Source organism: Burkholderia sp. Ed8, from assembly GCF_040761425.1.
Taxonomy (GTDB): domain Bacteria; phylum Pseudomonadota; class Gammaproteobacteria; order Burkholderiales; family Burkholderiaceae; genus Burkholderia; species Burkholderia seminalis.
The window spans coordinates 866348-889270 of record NZ_CP142885.1; the positions used below are offsets into that span (position 1 = coordinate 866348).

A 22923-nucleotide genomic window follows, 5' to 3' on the forward strand; every position below is an offset into this window, starting at 1 on the left:
TTGCGTCGCCACGCGTTACGCGTCCTGCCCGGCTGCGCGCGCCGGTGAACCGGCGCGCACGGCCCGTCGTCAGAAATCGAAGCCCGGCCCGCCCGCACCCGGGCCGCCCGGTGCGGCAGCCGGCGCCGCATCCTTCGGCGCTTCGAACACGGTCGCATCGGTCGTCAGCAGCAGCCCGGCCACCGACGCCGCGTTTTGCAGCGCCGTGCGCGTGACCTTGGTCGGATCGAGCACGCCCGATTCGACGAGATCGCCGTACTCGCCCGTCTGCGCGTTGTACCCGAAGTTGCCCGTGCCTTCCGCGACCTTCGCGACGACGACGCTCGCTTCCTCGCCCGCGTTCGTGACGATCTGGCGCAGCGGTTCCTCGAGCGCGCGCAGCACGATCTTGATGCCCGCATCCTGGTCGGCGTTCACGCCTTTCAGTTCGCGGATCGCCTGCCGCACGCGGATCAGCGCGACGCCGCCGCCCGGCACGATGCCTTCCTCGACGGCCGCGCGCGTCGCGTGCAGCGCGTCGTCGACGCGGTCCTTCTTCTCCTTCACCTCGATTTCGGTCGCACCGCCGACCTTGATCACGGCAACACCGCCGGCCAGCTTGGCCACGCGCTCCTGCAGCTTTTCACGGTCGTAATCGGACGTCGCCTCGTCGATCTGCACGCGGATCTGCTTCACGCGCGCCTCGATGTTCTTCGCATCGCCCGCGCCGTCGATCACGGTCGTGTTTTCCTTGCCGACCTCGATGCGCTTCGCCTGGCCGAGCTCGGCGAGCGTCGCCTTCTCGAGCGTCAGGCCCGTTTCCTCCGCGATCACCTGCCCGCCGGTGAGGATCGCGATGTCCTCGAGCAGCGCCTTGCGGCGATCGCCGAAGCCCGGCGCCTTGACCGCGACCGTCTTCAGGATCCCGCGGATGTTGTTGACGACGAGCGTCGCGAGCGCTTCGCCTTCGACGTCTTCCGCGATGATCAGCAGCGGCCGGCCCGATTTCGCGACCTGTTCGAGCACCGGCAGCAGATCGCGGATGTTCGAGATCTTCTTGTCGTGCAGCAGGATGTACGGGCTTTCGATCTCGGCGATCTGCTTGTCGGGATTGTTGATGAAATACGGCGACAGGTAGCCGCGGTCGAACTGCAGCCCTTCGACGACGTCGAGCTCGTCGGCGAGCGACTTGCCGTCCTCGACGGTGATCACGCCTTCCTTGCCGACGCGGTCGATCGCCTCGGCGATGCGCTGGCCGATCGATTCCTCGCCGTTCGCGGAGATCGTCGCGACCTGCGCGATTTCCTTGCTCGTGGTGGTCGGCTTGCTGATCTTCTTCAGCTCGTCGACGGCCGCCGCGACGGCCTTGTCGATGCCGCGCTTCAGGTCGAGCGGGTTGAGCCCGGCCGCCACGTATTTCTGGCCTTCACGGACGATCGCCTGCGCGAGCACCGTGGCCGTCGTCGTGCCGTCGCCGGCGGCATCGCTGGTGCGCGACGCGACTTCCTTCACGAGCTGCGCGCCGATGTTCTGCAGCTTGTCCGCGAGTTCGATTTCCTTCGCGACCGACACGCCGTCCTTCGTGACGACGGGCGCGCCGAAGCTGCGTTCGAGCACGACGTTGCGGCCCTTCGGCCCGAGCGTCACCTTCACCGCGTTCGCGAGGATGTTCACGCCTTCGGTCAGTCTTGCCCGTGCGACGTCGCTGAAAATGATTTCCTTGGCTGCCATGATTGCGCTCCGTTATTGATTGACGACCGCGACGATGTCTTCCTCGCGCAGCACGAGAAACTCGTTGCCGTCCACTTTGACGGCCTGGCCCGCGTACTTGCCGAACAGCACGCGCTCGCCGATCTGCAAGTCGGGCACGATGCGCTGGCCGTCGGCATCCTTCCGGCCGGGGCCAACGGCGATCACTTCGCCCTGGTCGGGTTTTTCGGCGGCGCTGTCGGGGATCACGATGCCCGACGCGGTGGTGGTTTCCTGGTCGAGTCGCTTCACGATCACGCGGTCGTGCAAGGGGCGTAGGCTCATCTTTTCGTCCTGTGCTGATCTGTCGGAATTGGCTGGCACTCTTCAACAGAGCGTGCTGACGAGTATAAAAACGGGCAGCGGCGCGATCCAATAACGGATTCGGAAAAGCATTTGCGCGGATGCGCTATGGGCGAAGCGGCAAGTGGCCGTCAGATCAGCAGCGATACCGTCCTGAACAGCGCGAGATCCTCCTTGCGCGCCGAGCGCGCGTGCCGGCGGATCACGTACAGCAGGCATTCGATGAAGCAACGTGCGGCATCGCTCAGCGTGCTGCTGCGGCGCGTGACGATCCCGAGGTCGCGCGGCTCGAACGTCTCCGTCAGCGTCAACGGCCGCATCCGTCCGCCGAACGGCGGTACCGCCGCGAGGATCGTCGGGCACCACGTGCACATGTCGGCCTGTTCGAGCATCGTCTGCAGCATCGCGACCGACTGCGCGCGCACGATGCGCCGCTCGTCGATCCGCGCGCCGTGGCGCGTGAACAGGTAGTCGACGAGCGCGGCCTGCCCGTCGGCCGCGAAATTCAGCACCCAGTCGTGGTCGAGCAGATCGTGGATCGACCGTGCGCGTTCGCGCGGATGGCCGGCGCGCACCATGACCGCCGTGTCGTAGCGCAACATTGGCTCGAACGCGAATTCCTGCGTGCCGCCCGGCTGCACGTGTCCGAGCGCGAAGTCCATGCTGCCGTCGCGCAACAGCGGCTGCGCAACGGCCATCAGCGCTTCGTAGAGTTCGAGTCGCACGTCGGGCATCCGCTCGCGAAAACGCAGTACCGTTTCCGCGAGGAACGTCACCGTGAGCCACGGTGTGACGCCGACGCTCAGCCGGCCCTCGACGCGGCCGCGCATGCGCTCGAGATCGCTCCGCGCATGCTCGAGCTGCTTCAGCACGAGCTTCGCATGCGTGAGCAGCGTTTTCCCGTAGTCGGTGAAGCCGATGCCTTCCGGCGCACGCACGAGCAGCGGCAGGCGCTCGCTCGCTTCCAGCTCGCGCAGCGCACGCGTGACGGCCGCTTGCGACAGCCCGAGCGCGCGTGCCGCACCACGGATGCTGCCGGCCTCCGCGCTCGCGACGAGTGCCTGCAACTGATGCAGCTTGATGGTGCTCATGACGCGATACCCGACAACGAAAGGTTGTCATCATAACGAAACCGCGGCTGTTCGCCTGGATTTTCGCTGCATACGATCCGGTCACGATCGATCATTCGGGCGATCGGCAACCGGAACGTGTCAGGGGGAATCGGGGTTGGAACGGAACCATATCCATCCGGAAATATCGGCGATCGAGGCGGAGATGATCGCGCTGCGGCGCAGGCTGCATGCGCATCCGGAGCTCGGCTTCGACGAGCATGCGACGAGCGCCATCGTCGCCGATTGCCTGACAACATGGGGTTATCAGGTCACGCGCGGGCTCGGCGGCACCGGCGTGGTCGGCACGCTGACGCGCGGCCCCGGGAAACGGCTCGGGTTGCGCGCGGACATGGATGCGCTGCCGATCCGCGAAACGACCGGGCTGCCGCATGCGAGCCGGCATGACGGCGTGATGCACGCGTGCGGCCACGACGGCCATACGGCGATGCTGCTCGCGGCGGCCCGCTGTCTTGCCGGGCGGGCGCGCTTCGCCGGCACGCTGAACCTGATTTTCCAGCCGGCCGAGGAAGGGCTCGGCGGCGCGAGGCGGATGATCGACGACGGACTGTTCGTACGATTTCCGTGCGACGCCGTGTTCGCGATGCACAACGTGCCGGGCTTGCCGGCCGGTGTGCTCGGTTTCTGCGACGGCCCGGCGATGGCGTCGGCCGACGAGGTGCGCGTGCGTGTGATCGGGCGCGGCGGGCACGGCGCCGCGCCGCATACGACGATCGACCCGGTGGTCGTGTGCGCGTCGATCGTGATGGCGTTGCAGACGGTCGTGTCGCGCAACGTGAATCCGCAGGAGCTGGCGATCGTTTCGGCCGGCTCGATCCACGCGGGAACCGCATCGAACGTGATTCCGCCCCACGCGGACCTGACGCTCAGCGTGCGTGCGTTGTCGCCGGACGTGCGTGCGCTGCTGGAGCGGCGCATCCGCGAGATCGTGCACGGACAGGCCGCGAGCTATGGCGCGACGGCCGAGATCGACTACCGGCACGATTATCCGGTGCTCGTCAATCACGCGGCGCAGACGGCCTTCGCGCGCGAGGTGGCGCGCGAATGGGGCGGCGATGCGGCGCTGATTCCGCATCTGCGGCCGATCGCGGCGAGCGAGGATTTCGCATTCATGCTGGAGGAATGCGCCGGCAGCTACCTGTCGATCGGCAATGGCGACGGGGCGTCCGGATGCGGGCTGCATCACCCGGGCTACGACTTCAACGATGCCTGCCTCGCGACGGGCGCGAGCTACTGGATCGCACTCGCCGAGCGATATCTCGGATGACGCGGCCGCACGATTTCGATTCACGATTCACACAAGGAGACAGGCAATGAAACAGTGGATGGCGGTACTCACGGTCGCGCTGGCGGCAGGCGCGGCGCATGCCGGCGACTGGACGGGCAGGGAGATTCGGCTCGCGGTCGATCCGACTTACCCGCCGCTCGAATACAAGCTGCCGGACGGCACGCTGACCGGCTTCGGGATCGACATCACGAACGCGTTGTGCGCGGAACTGCATGCGCGCTGCGTGTGGGTCGAGTCGAGCTTCGACGGGATGATTCCGGGGCTGCTCGCGCGCAAGTTCGACGTGATCGCGTCGTCGATGACGATCACGCCGAAGCGGATGCAGCAGATCGCGTTCACGAACCGCATCTCGAACGCGCCGGCGCGGCTGATCGCGCGCAAGGGCTCGCCGCTGCTGCCGACGGCCGAATCGCTGAAGGGCAAGCGCGTCGGCGTCGAGCAGGGTTCCGCGCAGGCCGACTATGCGGTCGCGAACTGGCAGCCCGCGGGCGTGCAGATCGTGTCGTACCCGAACCAGGACCAGGTGTATGCCGACCTGGTAACCGGGCGGCTCGACGCGGCGTTCCAGGCGTCGATCGCGGCCAGCGACGGGTTTCTGAAGAAGCCGCAGGGCAAGGATTTCATGTTCGCCGGCGCGCCGATCGACGACGTGAAGTACTTCGGGCAGGGCGACGGCCTTGGCTTGCGCAAGCAGGACAACGACCTGCGCGACGCGTTCAATCGCGCACTCGCGACGATTCTCGCGAACGGCACGTACGGGAAGATCAACCGGAAGTATTTCGACTTCGACATCTACGGCGCGAAGTAAGCAGCGGCGTACCGAAATGACGCATTCGAAAAATATCAATAAGGATTACGAATGAACTGGAGATCGATTGTTGTTGCGCTGCCGGCGCTGTGCGCGGCGCCCGCATTTGCGCAAGGCAGCGTGACGCTGTATGGCCTCGTCGATGCAGGCATCGACTATACGAACAACGTCGGCGGCCATGGCGCGTGGCAGATGGCGAGCGGCTTCGCGCAGGGCAGCCGCTGGGGGATGAAGGGGACGGAGGATCTGGGCGGCGGCTACAGCGCGCTGTTCCAGATCGAGAACGGCTTCAACGTGAACAGCGGCACGCTGGCGCAGGGCGGCCGCCTGTTCGGGCGCCAGGCCTACGTCGGGCTCGGCAGCACGCGTTTCGGCACGCTGACGCTCGGCCGGCAGTACGACTCGGTCGTCGACTATCTCGCGCCGACGACCGCGAACGGCAGTTGGGGCGTTTATCCGTTCTCGCATCCGCTCGACAACGACAACACCGGCAACACGTTCCGCACGAACAACACCGTGAAGTATGCGAGCCCGGACTTCTCCGGCTTCTCGTTCGGCGGCACGTACAGCTTCAGCAACGACCCGGGCTTCGCGAACAACAGGCAGTGGAGCGTCGGCGCGCAGTACGAGCAGGGCGGGTTGCTCGTCGGCGCGGCCTTCCTGAACGCGGACAACCCGGGCGCGACGTCGGGTGGCGCGATCGCGGGCTCCGGGGCGGTCGGCGCGGATGCGAACTTCGTGTCGGCGCGGCTGCGGATCTTCGGCGCGGGCGTCAACTACACGGCAGGGCCCGCGACGATCGGATTCGCATACACGAACAGCAACGTCACTCGACCGACCGCGAACGTCGGCTACCTGTTCGGCGACGAGACGATCGAGCCGTCGACCGGGCCGCTCGCGGGCGGCACGGTGACGTCGATCAAGTATCAGAACTTCGAGATCAACGGCAAGTACCAGTTCACGCCGGCGTTGTTCGTCGGCGCGCAATACGTGTACACGACGGTCCGCTACGACGCGACCACCGGCACCGCGAAACCGAAAATCCATTCGTTCGGGCTGATGGCCGACTACAGCCTGTCGAAACGCACGGACGTGTACCTGACGGGCGCGTACCAGCGGGTTGCCGGCGATGCGACCGGTTCGTCGCTGGATCACGCGTATATCCCCGGCGCGGCCGATCTGTCGTCGAACGGAAAACAGTTGATGGTGCATGCGGGGATCCATCACAAGTTCTGACGGAACGGGCGGGAACGCAGGCGGCCGCCCGCCGCCTGCGTTGCTTACGACGCGACGCGGATCACGACTTTCCCGAAATGCTGCCCCGACTGCAGGTACGCATACGCCTGCGGCGCTTCGTCGAAGCCGAACACGCGATCGACCACCGGCTTGATGCGCTTCGCATCGACGAGCCGCACGACGTCGTCGAGCATCGCGCGGCTGCCGACCATGAACCCGTGCAGTCGCCGGACGCCGCCGATCAGCGACAGCAGCCCGAGTTCGGGCCCGCCGAAGCTGCTGAGGCCGCCGATCACCGACACGATGCCGCCCATCTTCGCCGCCGCCACCGAGCGCGGCAGCGTATCGCGGCCGCCGACTTCGACGACCAGATCCGCGCCCGCGCCGTCGGTGAGCCGCAGCACCTCGTGTTGCCACTCGGGCGTGGCGCGATAGTTGATCGTTGCGTCCGCACCGAGCGCGCGGGCGCGTTCGAGTTTCGCGTCGCTCGACGAGGTCACGATCGTGCGCAGCCCGGCCGCATGCGCGAGCTGCAGCGCGATGATCGACACGCCGCCCGTGCCGAGCAGCGCGACGGTCGCGCCCGGCGCCAGTCCGCCGTCGACGAACAATGCGTTCCACGCGGTGATGCCCGCGCACGACAGCGTCGCGGCTTCGTCGTAGTCGAGATGAGGCGGGATGGCGACCAGCGCGGCTTCGTCGGACACGAAGCGTTCGGCGAGCACGCCGTCGAAATGGGAACCGGCCGATCCGGAGACTTTCTGCGGCGTGACCGGCCCGTCGATCCAGCGCGGGAAATACGTGTTGATCACGCGGTCACCCGGCTTGAACCGCGTGACGTCTCGGCCGATTTCGACGACTTCGCCGGCGCCGTCCGCGACCGGGATCAGCGCTTCGGTGCCGATGCCGAGATAGTCGCCGCGCGCGAACATCAGGTCGCGATAGTTCAGCGAGGCCGAGTGGATCTTCACGACGACGTCGGTCGGCCCGACCGGGTGCTGCGTCGCGTCGATGCGCCGGAGCCCGGCAATGCCGTCGCCCGGTTTGATTTGCCATGCATGCATGTTCGCTCCTGTTCAGAGATAGTCCGGACTATCATAGTGTTGCGCCGGGGGACGCATTGGCGAGAATTTGGCCAATGATTGTCGCTAGTACGGACACAAACCAGTCATTCCACCGGAGCGGACTTGCATGGATGAGCGGTTGAGGGGCGTTGCCGAATTCGTCGACGTCGTGGAGTCGGGCAGCTTCGCGGCGGCGGCGCTGCGCCTGGGCATGACGCGCTCGGCCGTCGCGAAGATCGTCGCGCGGCTCGAACAGCGTCTCGGCGCGCGGCTCCTGCAGCGCACGACCCGCCAGATCGGGTTGACCGACGAAGGGCTCGTCTATTACGAGCAGTGCCGGCGGCTGCTGGCCGAACTCGGCGAGACGGAAGCCGCGCTCGACGCGGGCCGCCGCGAGCCGGCCGGGCGCGTGCGGATCAGCGTGCCCGTGCTGTTCGGCCGGCAATGCGTGGCGCCCGTCGTGCGGCGGCTCGTCGAGCGTCATGCGCGGCTCGAAATCGACATGTCGTTCAGCGATCGCGTGGCCGACCTCGTGAACGACGGTTTCGACATCGCGGTGCGCATCGGCGTGCTGGCCGACACGAGCGCGCTGGTCGGCCGGAAGCTGGGCGTGCAGCGCATGGGCATTTGCGCATCGCCCGCGTATCTCGCCCGTCACGGGCGGCCGTCGGGGCTTGACGAACTGGCGGCGCACGTCGGCATCGCGTATTCGCGCGGCGGGCAGCCGACGCCGTGGCGGGTCATCGGCGCGGACGGCGCCGTGCACGATCATCGTCCGTCCGGCCGCCTGAGGTTGGACGACCTGCTGGCGATCGCCGATGCCGCCGCCGCCGGGGCGGGCCTCGCGTGGTTGCCGTGCTGGCTGATGGCGCCGTATGTCCGTGACGGCCGTCTCGCGCTCGTGATGGACAGCGACAGCGTGTCGGGTGCCGAGGTGTACGCGGTGCGGCCGGCATCGCGCCACGTGCCGTCGAAGGTGCGGGTGGTCGTCGACGCGCTGATGGACGAGATTCCGGGCATGCTGGCGTCCGATGACGCAGATGGCGAGCGCGTGCCGCAGCGCGGCGCTCATGCTTCGTAGCGGCCCCGCACGTCCGGGCGGCGATCCAGGTCACGCGGCACGTTGCCGACGCGATGAAGGCGCTCGGCTACGGGCGCATCGTCAACATCTGCAGCCGCGCGATTTTCGGCAGCCTCGATCGCACCGCGTATTCCGCCGCGAAGAATGCGCTGGTCGGCTGCACGCGCACCTGGGCGCTGGAACTGGCCGAGCATGGCGTGACCGTCAACGCCGTGGCGCCGGGCCCGATCGAGACCGAACTGTTCCGCCAGACGCGGCCGGTCGGCAGCGAAGGCGAGCGCAGGGTGCTCGCGACGATTCCCGCGCGCCGGCTCGGCACGGCCGACGACGTCGCGGCGGCGGTCGCATTCTTCCTGTCCGACGAAGCCGGCTTCGTCACGGGGCAGGTGCTGTCGGTGGACGGCGGCGGCAGCCTCGGCGGGCGCGGCTGAAGCAGGGCGGCGCGATACGTGCCGGGCGGCGCGCATCGCATATTCCTGCATCCCGTTAGCATGTGACGAATCCGACTTTGGCCGCCGCGCGCGCGCGGCTAAGATCGCCGATCCCGTAGATCGAGCGTCAACAATAATGAAAAAGTCCGCGTCGCCGTTGCATGCTTTCCGTTTCCGTGTCGTCTGTGCCGCGATTGCCGGCGCGGTGTCGCTCGCCTCGTGCGGCGGCGTCGACAGCAATTCGCCGCCGCCGCAGGCCAACACGACGCCGCCGCAGGCCGCGAAACGCCCGAACATCCTGTACATCATGGCCGACGACCTCGGCTATTCCGACATCCATGCATTCGGCGGCGAGATCAACACGCCGAACCTCGACGCGCTCGTCGCATCGGGCCGCATCCTGTCGAATCACCACACGGGCACCGTCTGCGCGATCACGCGCGCGATGCTGGTGTCCGGCACCGATCACCATCTCGTCGGCGAAGGCACGATGGGTGTGCCGACCGACGAGCGGCGCGGCTTGCCCGGCTACGAGGGCTACCTGAACGACCGCGCGCTGTCGTTCGCGCAACTGCTGAAGGACGCCGGCTATCACACGTATATCGCGGGCAAGTGGCACATCGGCTCGGGGATCGTCGGCAGCGCGACGGGCAGCGGGCAGACGCCCGACCAGTGGGGCTTCGAGCGCAGCTACGTGCTGCTCGGCGGCGCGGCGACGAACCACTTCGCGCACGAGCCGGCCGGCTCGTCGAACTACACGGAAGACGGCCGCTACGTGCAGCCGGGCCAGCCCGGGCAGCCGGGCGGTACGGGCGGCAGCCCGGCCGTGTTCTATTCGACCGACTTCTATACGCAGAAGCTGATCTCGTACATCGATTCGAACCAGCGTGACGGCAAGCCGTTCTTCGCGTATGCGGCCTACACCTCGCCGCACTGGCCGCTGCAGGTGCCCGAACCGTGGCTGCACAAGTATGCGGGCGTGTACGACGCCGGCTACGACGCGATCCGCAACGCGCGGATCGCGCGGCAGAAGGCGCTCGGCCTGATTCCCGCCGACTTCAAGCCGTTCGACGGCCTGCCCGAAACGACGGCCGCGTCGCCCGCGACCGCGAACAACGGCACCGCGAACGCGAAGTACATCAGTGCCGTGCATTCCGCCGCGGACGGCTACAGCGATTACGGCCCCGGCAAGGTCGACAAGCTGTGGTCGAGCCTGTCGCCGGCCGAGCGCAAGGCGCAGGCGCGCTACATGGAGATCTACGCGGGGATGGTCGAGAACCTCGACTACAACATCGGCCTGCTGATCCAGCACCTGAAGGACATCGGCGAATACGACAACACGTTCATCATGTTCCAGTCGGACAACGGCGCGGAAGGCTGGCCGATCGACAGCGGCGCGGACCCGACGGCGACCGATACCGCGAACGCGCAGGAGCCGGTCTATTCGGCGCTCGGCACCGACAACGGCAAGCAGAACGCACAGCGCCTGCAGTACGGGCTGCGCTGGGCCGAAGTGAGCGCGGCGCCGTACCGGCTCACGAAGGGCTATTCGGCCGAAGGCGGCGTGTCGACGCCGACGATCGTGCGCCTGCCGGGCCAGTCGCAGCAACTGCCGACGCTGCGCGCGTTCACGCACGTGACCGACAACACGGCGACGTTCCTCGCGATCGCGGGCGTCACGCCGCCGTCGCAGCCGGCGCCGCCGCTCGTCAACACGCTGACGGGCGTCGACCAGAACAAGGGCAAGGTGATCTACAACAACCGCTACGTGTACCCGGTCACGGGCCAGTCGCTGCTGCCGGTGCTCACGGGCTCGGCGACGGGCGAGGTGCACACCGCGCCGTTCGGCGACGAAGCGTACGGCCGCGCGTACCTGCGCAGCGCCGACGGCCGCTGGAAGGCGCTGTGGACCGAGCCGCCGCTCGGGCCGCTCGACGGTCACTGGCAGCTGTACGACCTCGCGTCGGATCGCGGCGAGACGACCGACGTGTCCGCGCAGAACCCGTCGGTGATCAGCACGCTCGTCGACCAGTGGAAGACCTACATGAGCAACGTCGGCGGCGTCGAGCCGCTGCGTCCGCGCGGCTACTACTGATCGCGGGGACGACACGATGCGGTTCCGCTTCTGGACGACCGGCGCGGCGCTTGCCGCCACGCTGTTCGCCGCCGCGTTCGCGGTGGGCTATGCGAATTCGGCGGCGCCGGCAGGCGGCGCGTTCGACGACCTGAATCGCGGCCGCGCGCTTGCGCCGCTCGGTTCGGAACACCAGTGCGAACGCTATTCGGGGCTGCCGGCGAAGTGGCGCGACGATCCGCAGGCCGGGATGGTGCACCTGCGCGGCGGCGCGTTCGTGTTCGGCAGCACGCGCGGCTATGCGGACGAGCGTCCGGTCGGCGACGGCCGCACGCGCGTCGGCGGCTTCTGGATCGACCAGACCGACGTGACGATCGCGCAGTTCGCCGCGTTCGTGCAGGCGACCGGTTACGTGACCGAAGCCGAGCAGCAGGGCGGCGCGGCGGTGTTTCATGTGCCGACGCGCGACGAGATGAATGCGCGCGACCTTGCGTGGTGGTCGTGGGTGAAGGGCGCGTCGTGGCGCCATCCACGCGGGCCCGGCAGCGACGTGGAAGGGCGCGGCAACCTGCCCGTCACGCTCGTCACGCAGCGCGACGCGCTCGCGTATGCGCGCTGGCTCGGCCGCGACCTGCCGACCGAAGCGGAATGGGAATACGCGGGCAAGGCTGGCCGCGACGACGCATCGCTCGATGCGGCGCCGCGCGACGCGCGGGGCAAGCCGGCCGCGAATTACTGGCAGGGCGCGTTTCCGGTGCTCGACACGGCCGAGGACGGGCATGCGGGGCTCGCGCCCGTCGGCTGCTACGCGGCGAACGGGTTCCGGCTCTACGACATGATCGGCAACGCATGGGAATGGACGAAGGACGCGTACACGGGCCCGCACCAGTCGCATACGAACGGCGACACGGCGGCCGTCGCCCCGCCGACGCGCCGGCACGATACGCCGATGGTCATCAAGGGCGGCTCGTTCCTGTGCTCGCGCGATTACTGCGTGCGTTATCGCGCGTCGTCGCGCGAACAGCAGGAAGCCGATCTCGGGGCGTCGCATATCGGCTTTCGCACGATCCTGAGGGACGCGTCATGACGAAGGGTTTCGTGCGCTGCGTGGTCGTATGGCTGCTGGCCGCGTGGGGTGTCGCGCATCAGGGATCTGCAGTGGCGGCCGACACCGCTGCGCCGGCGGTACGCGTCGGCGTCACGCGCGGCGTGCATGCGCAGATCCTGGACGAAGTGAAGCGGGTTGCCGCCGCGCGCGGGCTGGGTGTCGACGTCGTCGAATTCGACGATGCGTCGCGCATCGACGCGGCGCTTGCCGACGGCCGGATCGACGCGGCCAGCTTCGAGGATGCGCAGCAGCTCGCGGCGACGCGTGCGCGCAAGCGCTACGCGCTGACCGAAGTCGCGCCGACCGTCACGCTGCCGATGGCGTTCTATTCGCGCAAGCTGAAAAGCCTGAACGAACTGCGACCGGGTGCGACGGTCGCGCTGCCCGCCGATCGGCGCGGGATGGCACGCGCGCTCGTGCTGCTGCAGAACGACACGCTGGTGACGTTGCGCGAACAGGCCGGCCTGCACGCGACGCTGCGCGACGTGACCGGCAACCGGCTCGGGCTGAAACTCGTCGCGCTGCGCCGCGACCGTCTGTATGCGGCGCTCGATACGGCCGCGTTCGTCGCGATCGACAGCGAGGACGCCGCCCGCGCCGGGCTGCAACCCGCGCGCGACAGCATCAGCCTCGAGGACGCCCGCTCGCCGTATGCGAACGTGCTGACGGTGCGCGACGCCGATCGCGCGAAACCGTGGGTCGCGCAGCTCGTCGCCGCGTATCACTCGGACGACGTCGCGCGCTTCATTCTCACGCGCTACCAGGATTCGGTGCGGCGGCCGTGGTAGAGACCTATTCGCTTGCCTGCCACGCATGCGGACGCTGCTGCAACAGCGCGCCGGCGCTGTCGTTGCGCGAACTGTTCCGGCATCGTCATCGCTTCGTCGGCGCGCTGACGATCCGTCGCGTGCCGAAGCGGCGGATCGGCGAACGCTGGCGTGCGGGCGGGCGCGAGCACGTGCTCGATGCGGATGATGTCGCGGCGTCCGATGCGCTGGCCGACCGGCTGTTCCATCGCATCGGCGGCGTGAACGGCGAATGGATCGCGGTCACGCTGCAGGGCTACGACTATCCGTCGCTCGGCCGTTGCGCGGCGCTGGCCGACGACGGCCGTTGCAGCGTGCAGGCGAGCAAGCCGTCGATCTGCAGCGCGGTGCCGCTCGATCCGATGCTGCCGGACCGGTTGCAGTCGCGCGTGCTCGCCGCGCGGCGGGACGACGCGGCATGGCTGGGCGCGAACTGCATCATCGTCGAGGCGGGCGCCGCGCAGGCATCCGTCGACGCTGCATTCCCGATTCCGCTGGTGACGGCCGGGCAGGTCGCGGATCGCGCGGCGCTCGACGCACATCGCGATGCGCTCGCGTTCGAGCGCGCGGTGTGGCGCGACGCCGTGTTCGCCGCGTTGAGCGATGGCGGGCAGGACGTGCGTCATGCGCTGTCGCGGCTCGCGCCGGGCGGCTACCTGACCGTGTCGATCGTGCCCGTGCTGCTGGCCGTCGCAGCGGTTTCCGCGCATTGCCGCGCGCTGTGCACCGACTTCATCGACGCGCAGCTTGCATTGATCGGTGCCAACATCGAAGCGGCGCTCGTCCGCCGGCGTGCCGACGACCGGCCCGCGACGCAGGAGTTGCGCGGTTTCGCGCAGGCGCTTGAACGCGCACGACACGCGCTGGCCGCGATGCCTTCGCCTGCTGTCGGAACGCGTGACGACGCGCCGCGCATCGATGCATGGCTCGACGACCGGCTCACCGCCGGCCCGCTCGCCGCGTAAGCGCCGCATGACGATCGCGGCACGCCGTGCGTGCCGTACACTTGGCGCTCTTTCAACCGTTCTCGATGGAGCGTGCATGTACGCGTCGACCTTTATTTTCCGTGCCGGGCGATACGACGACGAATTCCACCGGCTCGACCGGCAGATCGCCGACATGGCGCGCGCGACGCCCGGCTATGTCGGCGAGGAAACGTGGGAGAACGCCGAAGCGGGATTGATCCAGAACGTCTACTACTGGGAATCGGAGGCGGCGCTGCAGCAGTTGATGCAGCATCCCGCGCACCTCGAGGCCAAAGCGAAGCAGGCTCGCTGGCTCGACGGCTATCGCGTCGTGATTTCGAAGGTGCTCCGCGAGTACGGTGACGGCAAGCTGACGCAGCCGCACGCGGGGCAACCGGCGTAAGCGTCGCCGCTCAGGCGGTCGCTTCGGTTTCACCCGGCGTGGCCGGGTCGCCCGCCGTGCGTTCCCAGATCGGGAACGTCGCGTTCTGGATCGACGTCTGCGCGTCGACGACCTTGCGGTGATCGATGCCGGGCAGGTCGAGCAGCCGGTCGACCGCCGCCTTCGCGCCTTCGGCATCCTGCGGGAATCCGCACGCGAACTGCTTGCGCGTATCGAACAGGAGCCACCAGACGTCCGACACGAACGGGCCCTGGTCGTTGGTTTCGATCACGACCGCACCGAGGTCGGACAGCGCGATCCCGCGCGTTGCACCGGTCTGGTCGGTCGCTTCGATGCGCGTGCCGGCCGCCGTGACGGTCCAGCCCGTTTTCCGGCCGGGCGGGCGGGCTGGTGACGGCGCGGCGGCGACCGCCGCCATGGCCGCCGCGCCGTCCTTCCGCTGGCGCCCGTCGATCCACGGCAGCGCGGCGCCGCCCGCCATCGCCACGATCCACAGGTAGTACCCGGCACCGAACGTGGTGATCTTTTCGTAGTTCGCGTCGGTCGGGATCGTGTGCCACCCGATCGCAAATACCACGACCACGGCGAGCAGCGCGGACACGGTGCGGTTCGGCCTGATCAGCGCGGCGATCAGCAGCGGATTGCCGAGCCACGCGAACTGCAGGTCGAGGATCGCGAGCCCGCCGAGCGCGAGCACCGTGTACCCGTGCCACCAGCTCACCGCGCCCGCGGCATTCGGCGGTTCGGCCGCGACGGGCAGCAGCAGCGACGCGACGTACAGCGCGACGATCACGGCGCGCGCGAGATTCAGGCGGGTGGAGGCGGAGCGGATTGGCATGTTGCCCTCTGGTCGTGCAGGAGCATGCGAAGCGATGAATGCCGGCCGGCCGTGCCGTCATTCTCGATGGAGGGCGCGATGGTGCGGACGCGCCGAAGGCGATTGTGGGCGATTCCCGCGGCGATGTCGAACGCGCGTCATCGGCCGCTGCAACGTCACAGCGCTTCGACCAGCAACCGCTTGCTCTTCTCGCAGTACTCGTGACACGCGGCTCGCGCGGCGATCGACGCGCCGTGCACGAATCGCGGTGCGTCCGCGCGTCGCGACATCGACACGACGATCGACGGCGGCGACGGCTGCAGCGGCAGCTCGACCACTTCGCCGCTCTCGATCAGCGCGTCGACGAACAGCACCGGAATCGCGGCGACGCCGAAACCGTCGCGCACCAGCTGCACGATCACCGAGATCGACGGCGAGCCGGTGATGCGCGTGTCCGACAGCGGCACGCCGTGCGCATGCGCGAGCGTGCGCACGATGTCCTCCAGCGCGCGATGGGGCGCGGTGCCGCGCCCGTACGTGAGGATCGGCTGGCGCAGCACCTGCCGCGCGAGGCCCGTGCGCGTGTTCGGCAGCAGCCCCGCGCGGGCGATCCAGCGCACCGGGTAGTTCGCGAGCGCGTCGCACACGACCGACGCCTCGTCGCTGCCCTCCACACGGATGATCAGGTCGAGCTCGCCGGCCATCAGCCGGCGCTGCAGCACGACGCTCACGTCGACGGTCAGGTCGATCTCCAGCTGCGGGTAGTCGGCCGCGAGCCGCCGCATGTAGTGCGGCAGCCAGCTGTGCACGACGGTCTCGATCACGCCGAGCCGCAGCTTGCCGCGCAGCGCGCTCTCGCCCGAGGCGGCCGCCTGCAGTTCCTGCGTGGCCTCGACCACGGCCTTCGCATAGCCGAGCAGGTACTCGCCGTTCGGCGTGAGCCGGAATTCGCGACTGTCGCGATCGACGAGTACCGTCTGCAGTTCGTCCTCGAGCGCCTTCAGGCGCTGCGAGATCGCGGCCGGCGTCGCATGCAGCGCGGCCGCCGTCGTGCGGAAGTTGCGCAGCTTCGCGAGCGTGACGAAGGTTTCGAGAAAACGCGTGTTCATGGCGGATCGGGCGAAGGGGCGATGCGCAGCTTGCCGCTGAGGAAAAGTGAACGGGACCGGGGGAAACCCGAGGGTGCGTTAAGAAATTCTATACAAGAAGTGCAAAAAAACTCGTTGGCGGTCAATTTTTTTCCTTTCTATTCTTCGCCGTAACCGATGACACATCACCGTCATCCCGACGACAACCCGATCCTCGACAGAACCTCATGACGCCTTCCGAATTCCGCCAGTCCGTGCGCAGCGGCGCATTCCGCGGCCCGACCGCCGGCCATTGCGGCCCGTTCGCGCAAGCGAACCTCGCGATCCTGCCCGACGCGTACGCGCACGATTTCCTGCGCTTTTGTCAGGCGAATCCGAAAGCCTGCCCGCTGCTTGGCGTCGGCGAACCGGGCGCGTTCCGGATCGACGCGCTCGGCGAGGATCTCGACATCCGCACCGACGTGCCGAGCTACAACGTCTACCGCGACGGCCGCCTGACCGAGCGCGTCGAGTCGCTGGAAGCGCTGTGGCGCGACGATTTCGTCGTGTTCGCGATCGGCTGCTCGTTCTCGTTCGAGGACATGCTCGCCCGCGAGGGCATCGGCCTGCGCCACGTCGAGGAGGGGCGCAACGTGCCGATGTACCGCACGTCGATCGCGAACCGCCGCGCGGGCATCTTCGGCGGCCAGCTGGTCGTGTCGATGCGGCCGATGCGCGGCGCCGACGCGATCCGCGCGGTGCAGATCACGAGCCGGTTCCCGGGCGTGCACGGCGCGCCGATCCATATCGGCCACCCGCGTGCGCTCGGCATCGCCGATCTGGACGCCCCCGAATTCGGCGACGCGGTGACGATCCGCGACGACGAACTGCCGGTGTTCTGGGCATGCGGCGTGACGCCGCAAACCGCGCTGATGGACGCGAAGCTGCCGATCGCGATCGCGCATACGCCCGGCCACATGCTGATGACCGACATCACGAACGCATCGCTGGCCGTTTTCTGAATTCAGGGGCCGATGGACGGCCCAAGCCCGATACCCCGCACGCCCGATCGCCATTCGAACGCGCATAACGACAGGAGCACCACCATGGAAAGCAAGACCCTCGCGGCACCCGCCGCGGAGCCCGCGAGCCGAGCGCGCAGCGGCCTGTTCTCGTGGTACGCGGACGCACAGTCGCGCGAGCGCCGCGCATTCTGGAGCTGCAAGGTCGGCTACATGCTCGACGGGATGGATACGCAGATGCTGTCGTTCGTGATTCCGACGCTCGTCGCGACGTGGGGCATCTCGCTCGCGGACGCCGGCTTCATCGGCACGGTCACGCTGCTCGCGTCGGCGGCGGGCGGCTGGATCGCCGGCATCCTGTCCGACCGGATCGGACGCGTGCGCACGCTGCAGCTCACGGTGCTGTGGTTCGCGGTGTTCACCGCGCTGTGCGGGCTCGCGCAGAACTACCACCAGCTGCTCGCGGCGCGTGCGCTGATGGGCTTCGGCTTCGGCGGCGAATGGACGGCCGGCGCGGTGCTGATCGGCGAAGTGATCCGCGCGCGCGACCGCGGCAAGGCGGTCGGGCTCGTGCAGTCGGGCTGGGCGATCGGCTGGGGGCTGTGCGCGCTGCTGTATGCGCTGCTGTTCTCGGTGCTGCCGGCCGAGCAGGCGTGGCGCGCGCTGTTCCTCGTCGGGCTCGCGCCCGCGCTGCTGGTCGTCGCGATCCGCCGCTACGTGAAGGAGCCGGACGTCTACGAGAAGGAGAAGGCCGCGCAGGCACAGGTGGCCGACGCGCCGCGCCTGACCGAGATCTTCGCGCCGAAGCTGATCACGACGACGCTGCGCGCGGCGCTGCTGACGACCGGCGCGCAGGGCGGCTACTACGCGATCACGACGTGGCTGCCGACCTTCCTGAAGACCGAGCGTCACCTCACGGTGATGGGCACCGGCGGCTATCTCGCGATGATCATCTTCGGTTCGTGGGTCGGCTACCTGACGAGCGCGTACCTGACCGACCGCCTCGGCCGCAAGCCGAACTTCATCCTGTTCGCGGTCGGCTCGATGGTGATCGCATTCGCGTACACGTCGCTGAACCTGACCAACGCGTCGATGCTGTGGCTCGGCTTCCCGCTCGGCTTCTTCGCATCGGGCATCTTCTCGGGGATGGGCGCGTTCCTCACCGAGCTGTTCCCGACCCGCGTGCGCGGTTCCGGCCAGGGCTTCTGCTACAACGTGGGCCGCGCGATCGGTGCGCTGTTCCCGTTCCTGATCGGTGCGCTGTCGAAGCAGTACGGGCTCGGCACGAGCATCGGCATCTTCGCGGTCGCCGCGTACGGCGTGGTGATCGTCGCCGCGCTGACGCTGCCCGAGACCCGCGGCCGCGAACTCGACGCCGCGTAAGCGGACGGGCGGCCCGCCCTTCGTCCTGCTTCCCCTTTCATCGAGACCGTGACACGGCGTGCGACGCGCGCCGTGCGGCGGCGCTCGTCCCTCGATTCAACGACGCCTCGACCCGACATCATGACTGACCGACACCTTTCCTCCGTTCCCTCCGACGCCGCGCGCTGGCAATTCTGGATCGACCGCGGCGGCACCTTCACCGACATCGTCGCGCGCCGGCCCGACGGCACGCTCGTCACGCACAAGCTGCTGTCGGAGAACCCCGAGCAGTACCGCGACGCGGCCGTGGCCGGCATCCGCCACCTGCTCGGCCTCGCGGCCGGCGAGCCGATCACGCCCGCGCGCGTCGACATGGTGAAGATGGGCACGACGGTCGCGACCAACGCGCTGCTCGAACGCAAGGGCGAACGCACCGCGCTCGCGACGACGCAGGGCTTTCGCGACGTGCTGCGCATCGCGTACCAGAACCGGCCGCGCCTGTTCGATCTCGACATCGTGCTGCCGGACGCGCTGTACGAGACCGTCGTCGAGATCGACGAGCGCGTCGGCGCGCATGGCGACGTCGTCGTGCCGCTCGACGTTCAGGGTACCGAAGCGTCGCTGCGCCGCGTGTTCGACAGCGGCGTGCGGGCGCTCGCGATCGTGCTGATCCACGGCTACCGCTACACCGCGCACGAACGCGCGCTGGCCGAGCTGGCGCGCCGCATCGGCTTCACGCAGGTGTCGGTGTCGCACGAGGTGTCGCCGCTGATGAAGATGGTGTCGCGCGGCGACACGACCGTCGTCGACGCGTACCTGTCGCCGATCCTGCGCCGCTACGTCGAGCAGGTCGCGCACGAGATGCCGGGCGTGAACCTGCAGTTCATGCAGAGCAGCGGCGGCCTGACGCGCGCCGACGCGTTCCAGGGCAAGGACGCGATCCTGTCGGGGCCGGCCGGCGGCATCGTCGGGATGGTGCGCGCGGCGCGCGCGGCCGGCTTCGGCCAGGTGATCGGCTTCGACATGGGCGGCACGTCGACCGACGTGTCGCACTACAACGGCGAGTTCGAGCGCGAGTTCGAGACGCAGGTGGCCGGCGTGCGCATGCGCGCGCCGATGATGAGCATCCATACGGTCGCGGCCGGCGGCGGGTCGGTGCTCGGCTTCGACGGCGCACGGCTGCGCGTCGGGCCCGAATCGGCAGGCGCGAACCCGGGGCCGGCCGCGTACCGGCGCGGCGGCCCGCTGACGGTCACCGACTGCAACGTGATGCTCGGCAAGATCCAGCCCGATTACTTCCCGCGCGTGTTCGGCCCGCACGCGGACGAACCGCTCGACCGCGACGGCGTGGTCGCGAAATTCGCGGCGCTCGCCGACGAGATCCATGCGGCGACGGGGCGGCGCGAGACGCCCGAGGCGCTGGCCGAAGGCTTCCTGGAGATCGCGATCGGCAGCATGGCGAACGCGATCAAGAAGATCTCGGTGCAGCGCGGCCACGACGTGTCGCGCTACGTGCTGACGACGTTCGGCGGCGCGGGCGGCCAGCACGCGTGCGGCGTGGCCGACGCGCTCGGGATGACGCAGGTGTTCGCGCATCCGCTCGCGGGCGTGCTGTCCGCGTACGGGATGGGCCTGGCCGACCAGACCGCGATGCGCGAGCGCGCGGTCGAGGCCGTGCTGTCCGACGCATCGCTGCCCGCGTTGAACGCGGCGCTCGACCGGCTGGCCGACGAGGCCGTCGGCGCGCTGCTCGAACAGGGCGTCGCGCCGGAGCGGATCGCGACCGAGCGGCGCGTGCACCTGCGCTACCAGGGCACCGATTCGGCGCTCGACGTGCCGGCCGGCAGCGTCGACGCGATGCAGCAGGCGTTCGAGGCCGCGTACCGGCAGCGCTACGCGTTCCTGATGCCCGGCACGCCGCTCGTCGCCGAACTGGCGTCGGTCGAGGCGATCGGCCGCTCGGACGCGCCGGTCGACATCGCGCCGCTCGCGCCGCGCGGGGCGGGCGACGGCACCGCGCCGCGCGCCGATTGCGCGGTGCGCTTCCATTCCGGCGGCCAGTGGCACGACGCGGCGCTCTACGTGCGCGACACGCTGCTGGCCGGCGACGCGATCGACGGCCCGGCGATCGTCGCGGAGCAGAACGGCACGACCGTCGTCGAACCCGGCTGGCGCGCCGAGATGACCACGCAGGGCAACCTCGTGCTGACGCGCACGACGCCGCTGCCGACGCGCCGCTCGCTCGGCACCGACGCCGATCCGGTGCGGCTCGAGATCTTCAACAACCTGTTCATGTCGATCGCCGAGCAGATGGGGCTGCGGCTGCAGAACACCGCGTACTCGGTCAACATCAAGGAGCGGCTCGACTTCTCGTGCGCGATCTTCGACGGCGACGGCAACCTGATCGCGAACGCGCCGCACATGCCCGTGCACCTCGGCTCGATGGGCGAGAGCATCCGCACGGTGATCGAGCGCAACCGCGGCCGGATGCGCGACGGCGACGTCTACATGCTGAACGACCCGTATCACGGCGGCACGCACCTGCCGGACGTGACGGTCATCACGCCGGTATTCGCCGACGGCTCGGACGCGCCGCTGTTCTACGTCGGCTCGCGCGGCCACCACGCGGACATCGGCGGCACGACGCCCGGCTCGATGCCGCCCGATTCGACGCACATCGACGAGGAGGGCGTGCTGATCGACAACTGGCAGCTCGTGTCGGCCGGCGTGCTGCGCGATGCGGACACGCGCGCGCTGCTCGCATCGGGCCGGTACCCGGCGCGCAACGTCGAGCAGAACATGGCCGACCTGCGTGCGCAGATCGCCGCGAACCAGAAGGGCGTCGACGAATTGCGCCGGATGGTCGCGCAGTTCGGCCGCGACGTCGTGCTCGCGTTCATGGGGCACGTGCAGGACAACGCGGAAGAAGCGGTGCGGCGCGTGATCGGCGCGTTGCAGGACGGCGCGTACCGCTATCCGCTCGACAACGGCGCGGAGATTCGCGTCGCGATCCGCGTCGACCGCGCGGCGCGGCGCGCCGAGATCGATTTCACCGGCACGTCCGCGCAGCTCGACAACAACTTCAACGCGCCGAAGGCCGTCTGCATGGCCGCCGTGCTGTACGTGTTCCGCACGCTGGTCGGCGACGACATCCCGTTGAACGCCGGCTGCCTGAAGCCGCTGACGGTGATCGTGCCGGCCCGCTCGATGCTGAACCCCGAGTATCCGGCGGCCGTCGTGTCGGGCAACGTCGAGACGTCGTCGGCGATCACCAACGCGCTGTACGGCGCACTCGGCTGCGTCGCGTCGAGCCAGGGAACGATGAATAACTTCACATTCGGCAACGATCGCTACCAGTACTACGAGACGATCGCGGGCGGCAGCGGCGCAGGCAACGGTTTCGCGGGCGTCGGCGCGGTGCAGACGCACATGACGAACTCGCGGCTGACCGATCCGGAGGTGCTCGAATGGCGCTACCCGGTGCGGCTCGACTCGCACCGGATCCGCGCCGGGTCGGGCGGCGGCGGCCGCTGGCGCGGCGGCGACGGCGCGGTGCGGCGGATCCGCTTCCTCGAGCCGATGACCGCGTCGATCCTGTCGAACAACCGGATCCACGCGCCGTTCGGTGCGGCGGGCGGCGAAGCCGGCGCGCTCGGCCGCAATACGATCGAGCGGGCGGACGGCACGGTCGAGGCGCTCGACCATATCGGCCGCGCGCAGATGGCGCCGGGCGACGTATTCGTGGTCGAAACGCCGGGCGGCGGCGGGTACGGCGCGGCGGGCTGATTCGTGCGACCCGGCGCGGGCGGCCGCGCCGGGCTGAAATCATTGCAACGGACTGTGGAATAAAACAACGAATTCACGCACAAACGGAATCAAAAATGGCCGAAATCCGGTGCGCCGGCATGCGATCCGACCCTGTCTGAGCGGTGCCGCCAGTGCCATGCCGCGATCGCTCCGCGTCGACCGCAAACCCATGACCAGCAAGGCATTCAGCCGATTCCGCCACGCCGTTTCGCCGTGCCGCACTGGGTCTTTCGCCGGCCGCAAATCATGAAAAATCCGGCTTGCCAATCGAGTCCCGATTCCTTGACACTCTGCTCTAAATGTGAGTGCCAATCCTCATCGTCATTTGATAAGATGGCTCTCATCATTCGTTTGGCAAAACCTGCGCGCGTCACGCGCGAACGCCGGTCGCAGTAGCTGGAAACAAGTACGGGACGAGGCCCG

At 68.7% G+C, this 22923-nt stretch carries 18 protein-coding genes and 1 pseudogene; 13 read left to right on the forward strand and 6 right to left on the reverse strand.

Annotated features, from left to right (window positions below):
- Positions 1-69: 69 nt before the first annotated feature.
- From groL to VXM69_RS04115, 3 genes are all read right to left on the reverse strand, one after another.
- Positions 70-1710, reverse strand: a complete 1641-nt coding sequence (gene groL / locus VXM69_RS04105; protein ID WP_034188397.1) for a chaperonin GroEL — start codon at positions 1708-1710, stop codon at positions 70-72.
- A gap of 12 nt (positions 1711-1722) precedes the next feature.
- Positions 1723-2013, reverse strand: a complete 291-nt coding sequence (locus VXM69_RS04110; protein ID WP_034188396.1) for a co-chaperone GroES — start codon at positions 2011-2013, stop codon at positions 1723-1725.
- 149 nt (positions 2014-2162) lie between these two features.
- Positions 2163-3122: a LysR substrate-binding domain-containing protein gene (locus tag VXM69_RS04115; protein ID WP_069704478.1), complete on the reverse strand. Its 960-nt coding sequence runs from the start codon at positions 3120-3122 to the stop codon at positions 2163-2165.
- A gap of 184 nt (positions 3123-3306) precedes the next feature.
- On the opposite strand from VXM69_RS04115, the gene VXM69_RS04120 reads away from it, so the two are divergent.
- From VXM69_RS04120 to VXM69_RS04130, 3 genes are read left to right on the forward strand one after another with little or no spacing between them, the layout of a single operon-like run.
- Positions 3307-4428, forward strand: coding sequence for a M20 aminoacylase family protein (locus VXM69_RS04120; RefSeq protein ID WP_069704594.1), 1122 nt, complete (start codon positions 3307-3309; stop codon positions 4426-4428).
- A gap of 46 nt (positions 4429-4474) precedes the next feature.
- The gene (locus tag VXM69_RS04125) at positions 4475-5257 is read left to right on the forward strand and encodes an ABC transporter substrate-binding protein (protein WP_069704479.1); all 783 of its coding nucleotides are present in this window, start codon (positions 4475-4477) and stop codon (positions 5255-5257) included.
- A gap of 51 nt (positions 5258-5308) precedes the next feature.
- Complete coding sequence (locus VXM69_RS04130) at positions 5309-6493, forward strand: porin (protein ID WP_367189039.1); 1185 nt, start codon at positions 5309-5311, stop codon at positions 6491-6493.
- A gap of 44 nt (positions 6494-6537) precedes the next feature.
- Here VXM69_RS04130 and VXM69_RS04135 read toward each other — a convergent pair whose 3' ends face one another.
- The gene (locus VXM69_RS04135) at positions 6538-7557 is read right to left on the reverse strand and encodes an NAD(P)-dependent alcohol dehydrogenase (RefSeq protein ID WP_034188377.1); all 1020 of its coding nucleotides are present in this window, start codon (positions 7555-7557) and stop codon (positions 6538-6540) included.
- A gap of 127 nt (positions 7558-7684) precedes the next feature.
- On the opposite strand from VXM69_RS04135, the gene VXM69_RS04140 reads away from it, so the two are divergent.
- The 7 genes and pseudogenes from VXM69_RS04140 to VXM69_RS04170 all read left to right on the forward strand — a co-directional run bounded on the left by VXM69_RS04140 (position 7685) and on the right by VXM69_RS04170 (position 14425).
- Positions 7685-8638 (forward strand): LysR family transcriptional regulator, encoded by a 954-nt coding sequence (locus VXM69_RS04140; RefSeq protein ID WP_343726331.1) that lies wholly within the window; start codon positions 7685-7687, stop codon positions 8636-8638.
- A gap of 8 nt (positions 8639-8646) precedes the next feature.
- Positions 8647-9069 (forward strand): annotated as a pseudogene (locus tag VXM69_RS04145) (SDR family oxidoreductase); the annotation flags it as partial.
- A 136-nt stretch (positions 9070-9205) separates the two neighbouring features.
- Positions 9206-11164, forward strand: coding sequence for an arylsulfatase (locus VXM69_RS04150; RefSeq protein ID WP_049031087.1), 1959 nt, complete (start codon positions 9206-9208; stop codon positions 11162-11164).
- 16 nt (positions 11165-11180) lie between these two features.
- Positions 11181-12230 carry a formylglycine-generating enzyme family protein gene (locus VXM69_RS04155; RefSeq protein ID WP_049031086.1) on the forward strand — a complete coding sequence of 350 codons (1050 nt, stop codon included), beginning with the start codon at positions 11181-11183 and terminating at the stop codon, positions 12228-12230.
- Complete coding sequence (locus tag VXM69_RS04160) at positions 12227-13039, forward strand: MetQ/NlpA family lipoprotein (protein WP_367189040.1); 813 nt, start codon at positions 12227-12229, stop codon at positions 13037-13039. Before VXM69_RS04155 ends, VXM69_RS04160 begins: the two co-directional genes overlap by 4 nt.
- The gene (locus VXM69_RS04165) at positions 13033-14022 is read left to right on the forward strand and encodes a flagellin N-methylase (protein WP_367189041.1); all 990 of its coding nucleotides are present in this window, start codon (positions 13033-13035) and stop codon (positions 14020-14022) included. Before VXM69_RS04160 ends, VXM69_RS04165 begins: the two co-directional genes overlap by 7 nt.
- A gap of 76 nt (positions 14023-14098) precedes the next feature.
- Positions 14099-14425, forward strand: coding sequence for an antibiotic biosynthesis monooxygenase (locus tag VXM69_RS04170; protein WP_034188371.1), 327 nt, complete (start codon positions 14099-14101; stop codon positions 14423-14425).
- A 10-nt stretch (positions 14426-14435) separates the two neighbouring features.
- Here the strand turns inward: VXM69_RS04170 and VXM69_RS04175 are convergent, their stop codons facing one another.
- Together VXM69_RS04175 and VXM69_RS04180 are read right to left on the reverse strand one after the other, a co-directional pair.
- Positions 14436-15263: a hypothetical protein gene (locus VXM69_RS04175; RefSeq protein ID WP_367189042.1), complete on the reverse strand. Its 828-nt coding sequence runs from the start codon at positions 15261-15263 to the stop codon at positions 14436-14438.
- Positions 15264-15418: 155 nt separating this feature from the next.
- A complete protein-coding gene (locus VXM69_RS04180) occupies positions 15419-16351 on the reverse strand; it encodes a LysR family transcriptional regulator (RefSeq protein ID WP_011356169.1) in 933 nt (310 codons plus the stop codon).
- A 206-nt stretch (positions 16352-16557) separates the two neighbouring features.
- On the opposite strand from VXM69_RS04180, the gene VXM69_RS04185 reads away from it, so the two are divergent.
- The 3 genes from VXM69_RS04185 to VXM69_RS04195 all read left to right on the forward strand — a co-directional run bounded on the left by VXM69_RS04185 (position 16558) and on the right by VXM69_RS04195 (position 22479).
- A complete protein-coding gene (locus tag VXM69_RS04185; protein WP_034188369.1) occupies positions 16558-17331 on the forward strand; it encodes a putative hydro-lyase in 774 nt (257 codons plus the stop codon).
- 84 nt (positions 17332-17415) lie between these two features.
- Positions 17416-18714 (forward strand): MFS transporter, encoded by a 1299-nt coding sequence (locus VXM69_RS04190; RefSeq protein ID WP_034188368.1) that lies wholly within the window; start codon positions 17416-17418, stop codon positions 18712-18714.
- A 120-nt stretch (positions 18715-18834) separates the two neighbouring features.
- On the forward strand, positions 18835-22479 hold the full coding sequence (locus VXM69_RS04195) for a hydantoinase B/oxoprolinase family protein (RefSeq protein ID WP_367189043.1): 3645 nt from the start codon (positions 18835-18837) through the stop codon (positions 22477-22479).
- The last annotated feature ends 444 nt before the right edge of the window (positions 22480-22923 follow it).

What these genes read in the sequence shown, in the direction of transcription:
- VXM69_RS04170 (WP_034188371.1), top strand. Translation starts at nt 14,099, where the DNA reads ATGTACGCGTCGACCTTTATTTTCCGTGCCGGGCGATACGACGACGAA.
- VXM69_RS04140 (WP_343726331.1), top strand. Translation starts at nt 7,685, where the DNA reads ATGGATGAGCGGTTGAGGGGCGTTGCCGAATTCGTCGACGTCGTGGAG.
- VXM69_RS04185 (WP_034188369.1), top strand. Translation starts at nt 16,558, where the DNA reads ATGACGCCTTCCGAATTCCGCCAGTCCGTGCGCAGCGGCGCATTCCGC.
- VXM69_RS04135 (WP_034188377.1), bottom strand. Translation starts at nt 7,557, where the DNA reads ATGCATGCATGGCAAATCAAACCGGGCGACGGCATTGCCGGGCTCCGG.
- VXM69_RS04175 (WP_367189042.1), bottom strand. Translation starts at nt 15,263, where the DNA reads ATGCCAATCCGCTCCGCCTCCACCCGCCTGAATCTCGCGCGCGCCGTG.
- groL (WP_034188397.1), bottom strand. Translation starts at nt 1,710, where the DNA reads ATGGCAGCCAAGGAAATCATTTTCAGCGACGTCGCACGGGCAAGACTG.
- VXM69_RS04180 (WP_011356169.1), bottom strand. Translation starts at nt 16,351, where the DNA reads ATGAACACGCGTTTTCTCGAAACCTTCGTCACGCTCGCGAAGCTGCGC.
- VXM69_RS04115 (WP_069704478.1), bottom strand. Translation starts at nt 3,122, where the DNA reads ATGAGCACCATCAAGCTGCATCAGTTGCAGGCACTCGTCGCGAGCGCG.
- VXM69_RS04125 (WP_069704479.1), top strand. Translation starts at nt 4,475, where the DNA reads ATGAAACAGTGGATGGCGGTACTCACGGTCGCGCTGGCGGCAGGCGCG.
- VXM69_RS04155 (WP_049031086.1), top strand. Translation starts at nt 11,181, where the DNA reads ATGCGGTTCCGCTTCTGGACGACCGGCGCGGCGCTTGCCGCCACGCTG.
- VXM69_RS04130 (WP_367189039.1), top strand. Translation starts at nt 5,309, where the DNA reads ATGAACTGGAGATCGATTGTTGTTGCGCTGCCGGCGCTGTGCGCGGCG.
- VXM69_RS04120 (WP_069704594.1), top strand. Translation starts at nt 3,307, where the DNA reads ATGATCGCGCTGCGGCGCAGGCTGCATGCGCATCCGGAGCTCGGCTTC.
- VXM69_RS04110 (WP_034188396.1), bottom strand. Translation starts at nt 2,013, where the DNA reads ATGAGCCTACGCCCCTTGCACGACCGCGTGATCGTGAAGCGACTCGAC.
- VXM69_RS04160 (WP_367189040.1), top strand. Translation starts at nt 12,227, where the DNA reads ATGACGAAGGGTTTCGTGCGCTGCGTGGTCGTATGGCTGCTGGCCGCG.
- VXM69_RS04190 (WP_034188368.1), top strand. Translation starts at nt 17,416, where the DNA reads ATGGAAAGCAAGACCCTCGCGGCACCCGCCGCGGAGCCCGCGAGCCGA.
- VXM69_RS04195 (WP_367189043.1), top strand. Translation starts at nt 18,835, where the DNA reads ATGACTGACCGACACCTTTCCTCCGTTCCCTCCGACGCCGCGCGCTGG.
- VXM69_RS04150 (WP_049031087.1), top strand. Translation starts at nt 9,206, where the DNA reads ATGAAAAAGTCCGCGTCGCCGTTGCATGCTTTCCGTTTCCGTGTCGTC.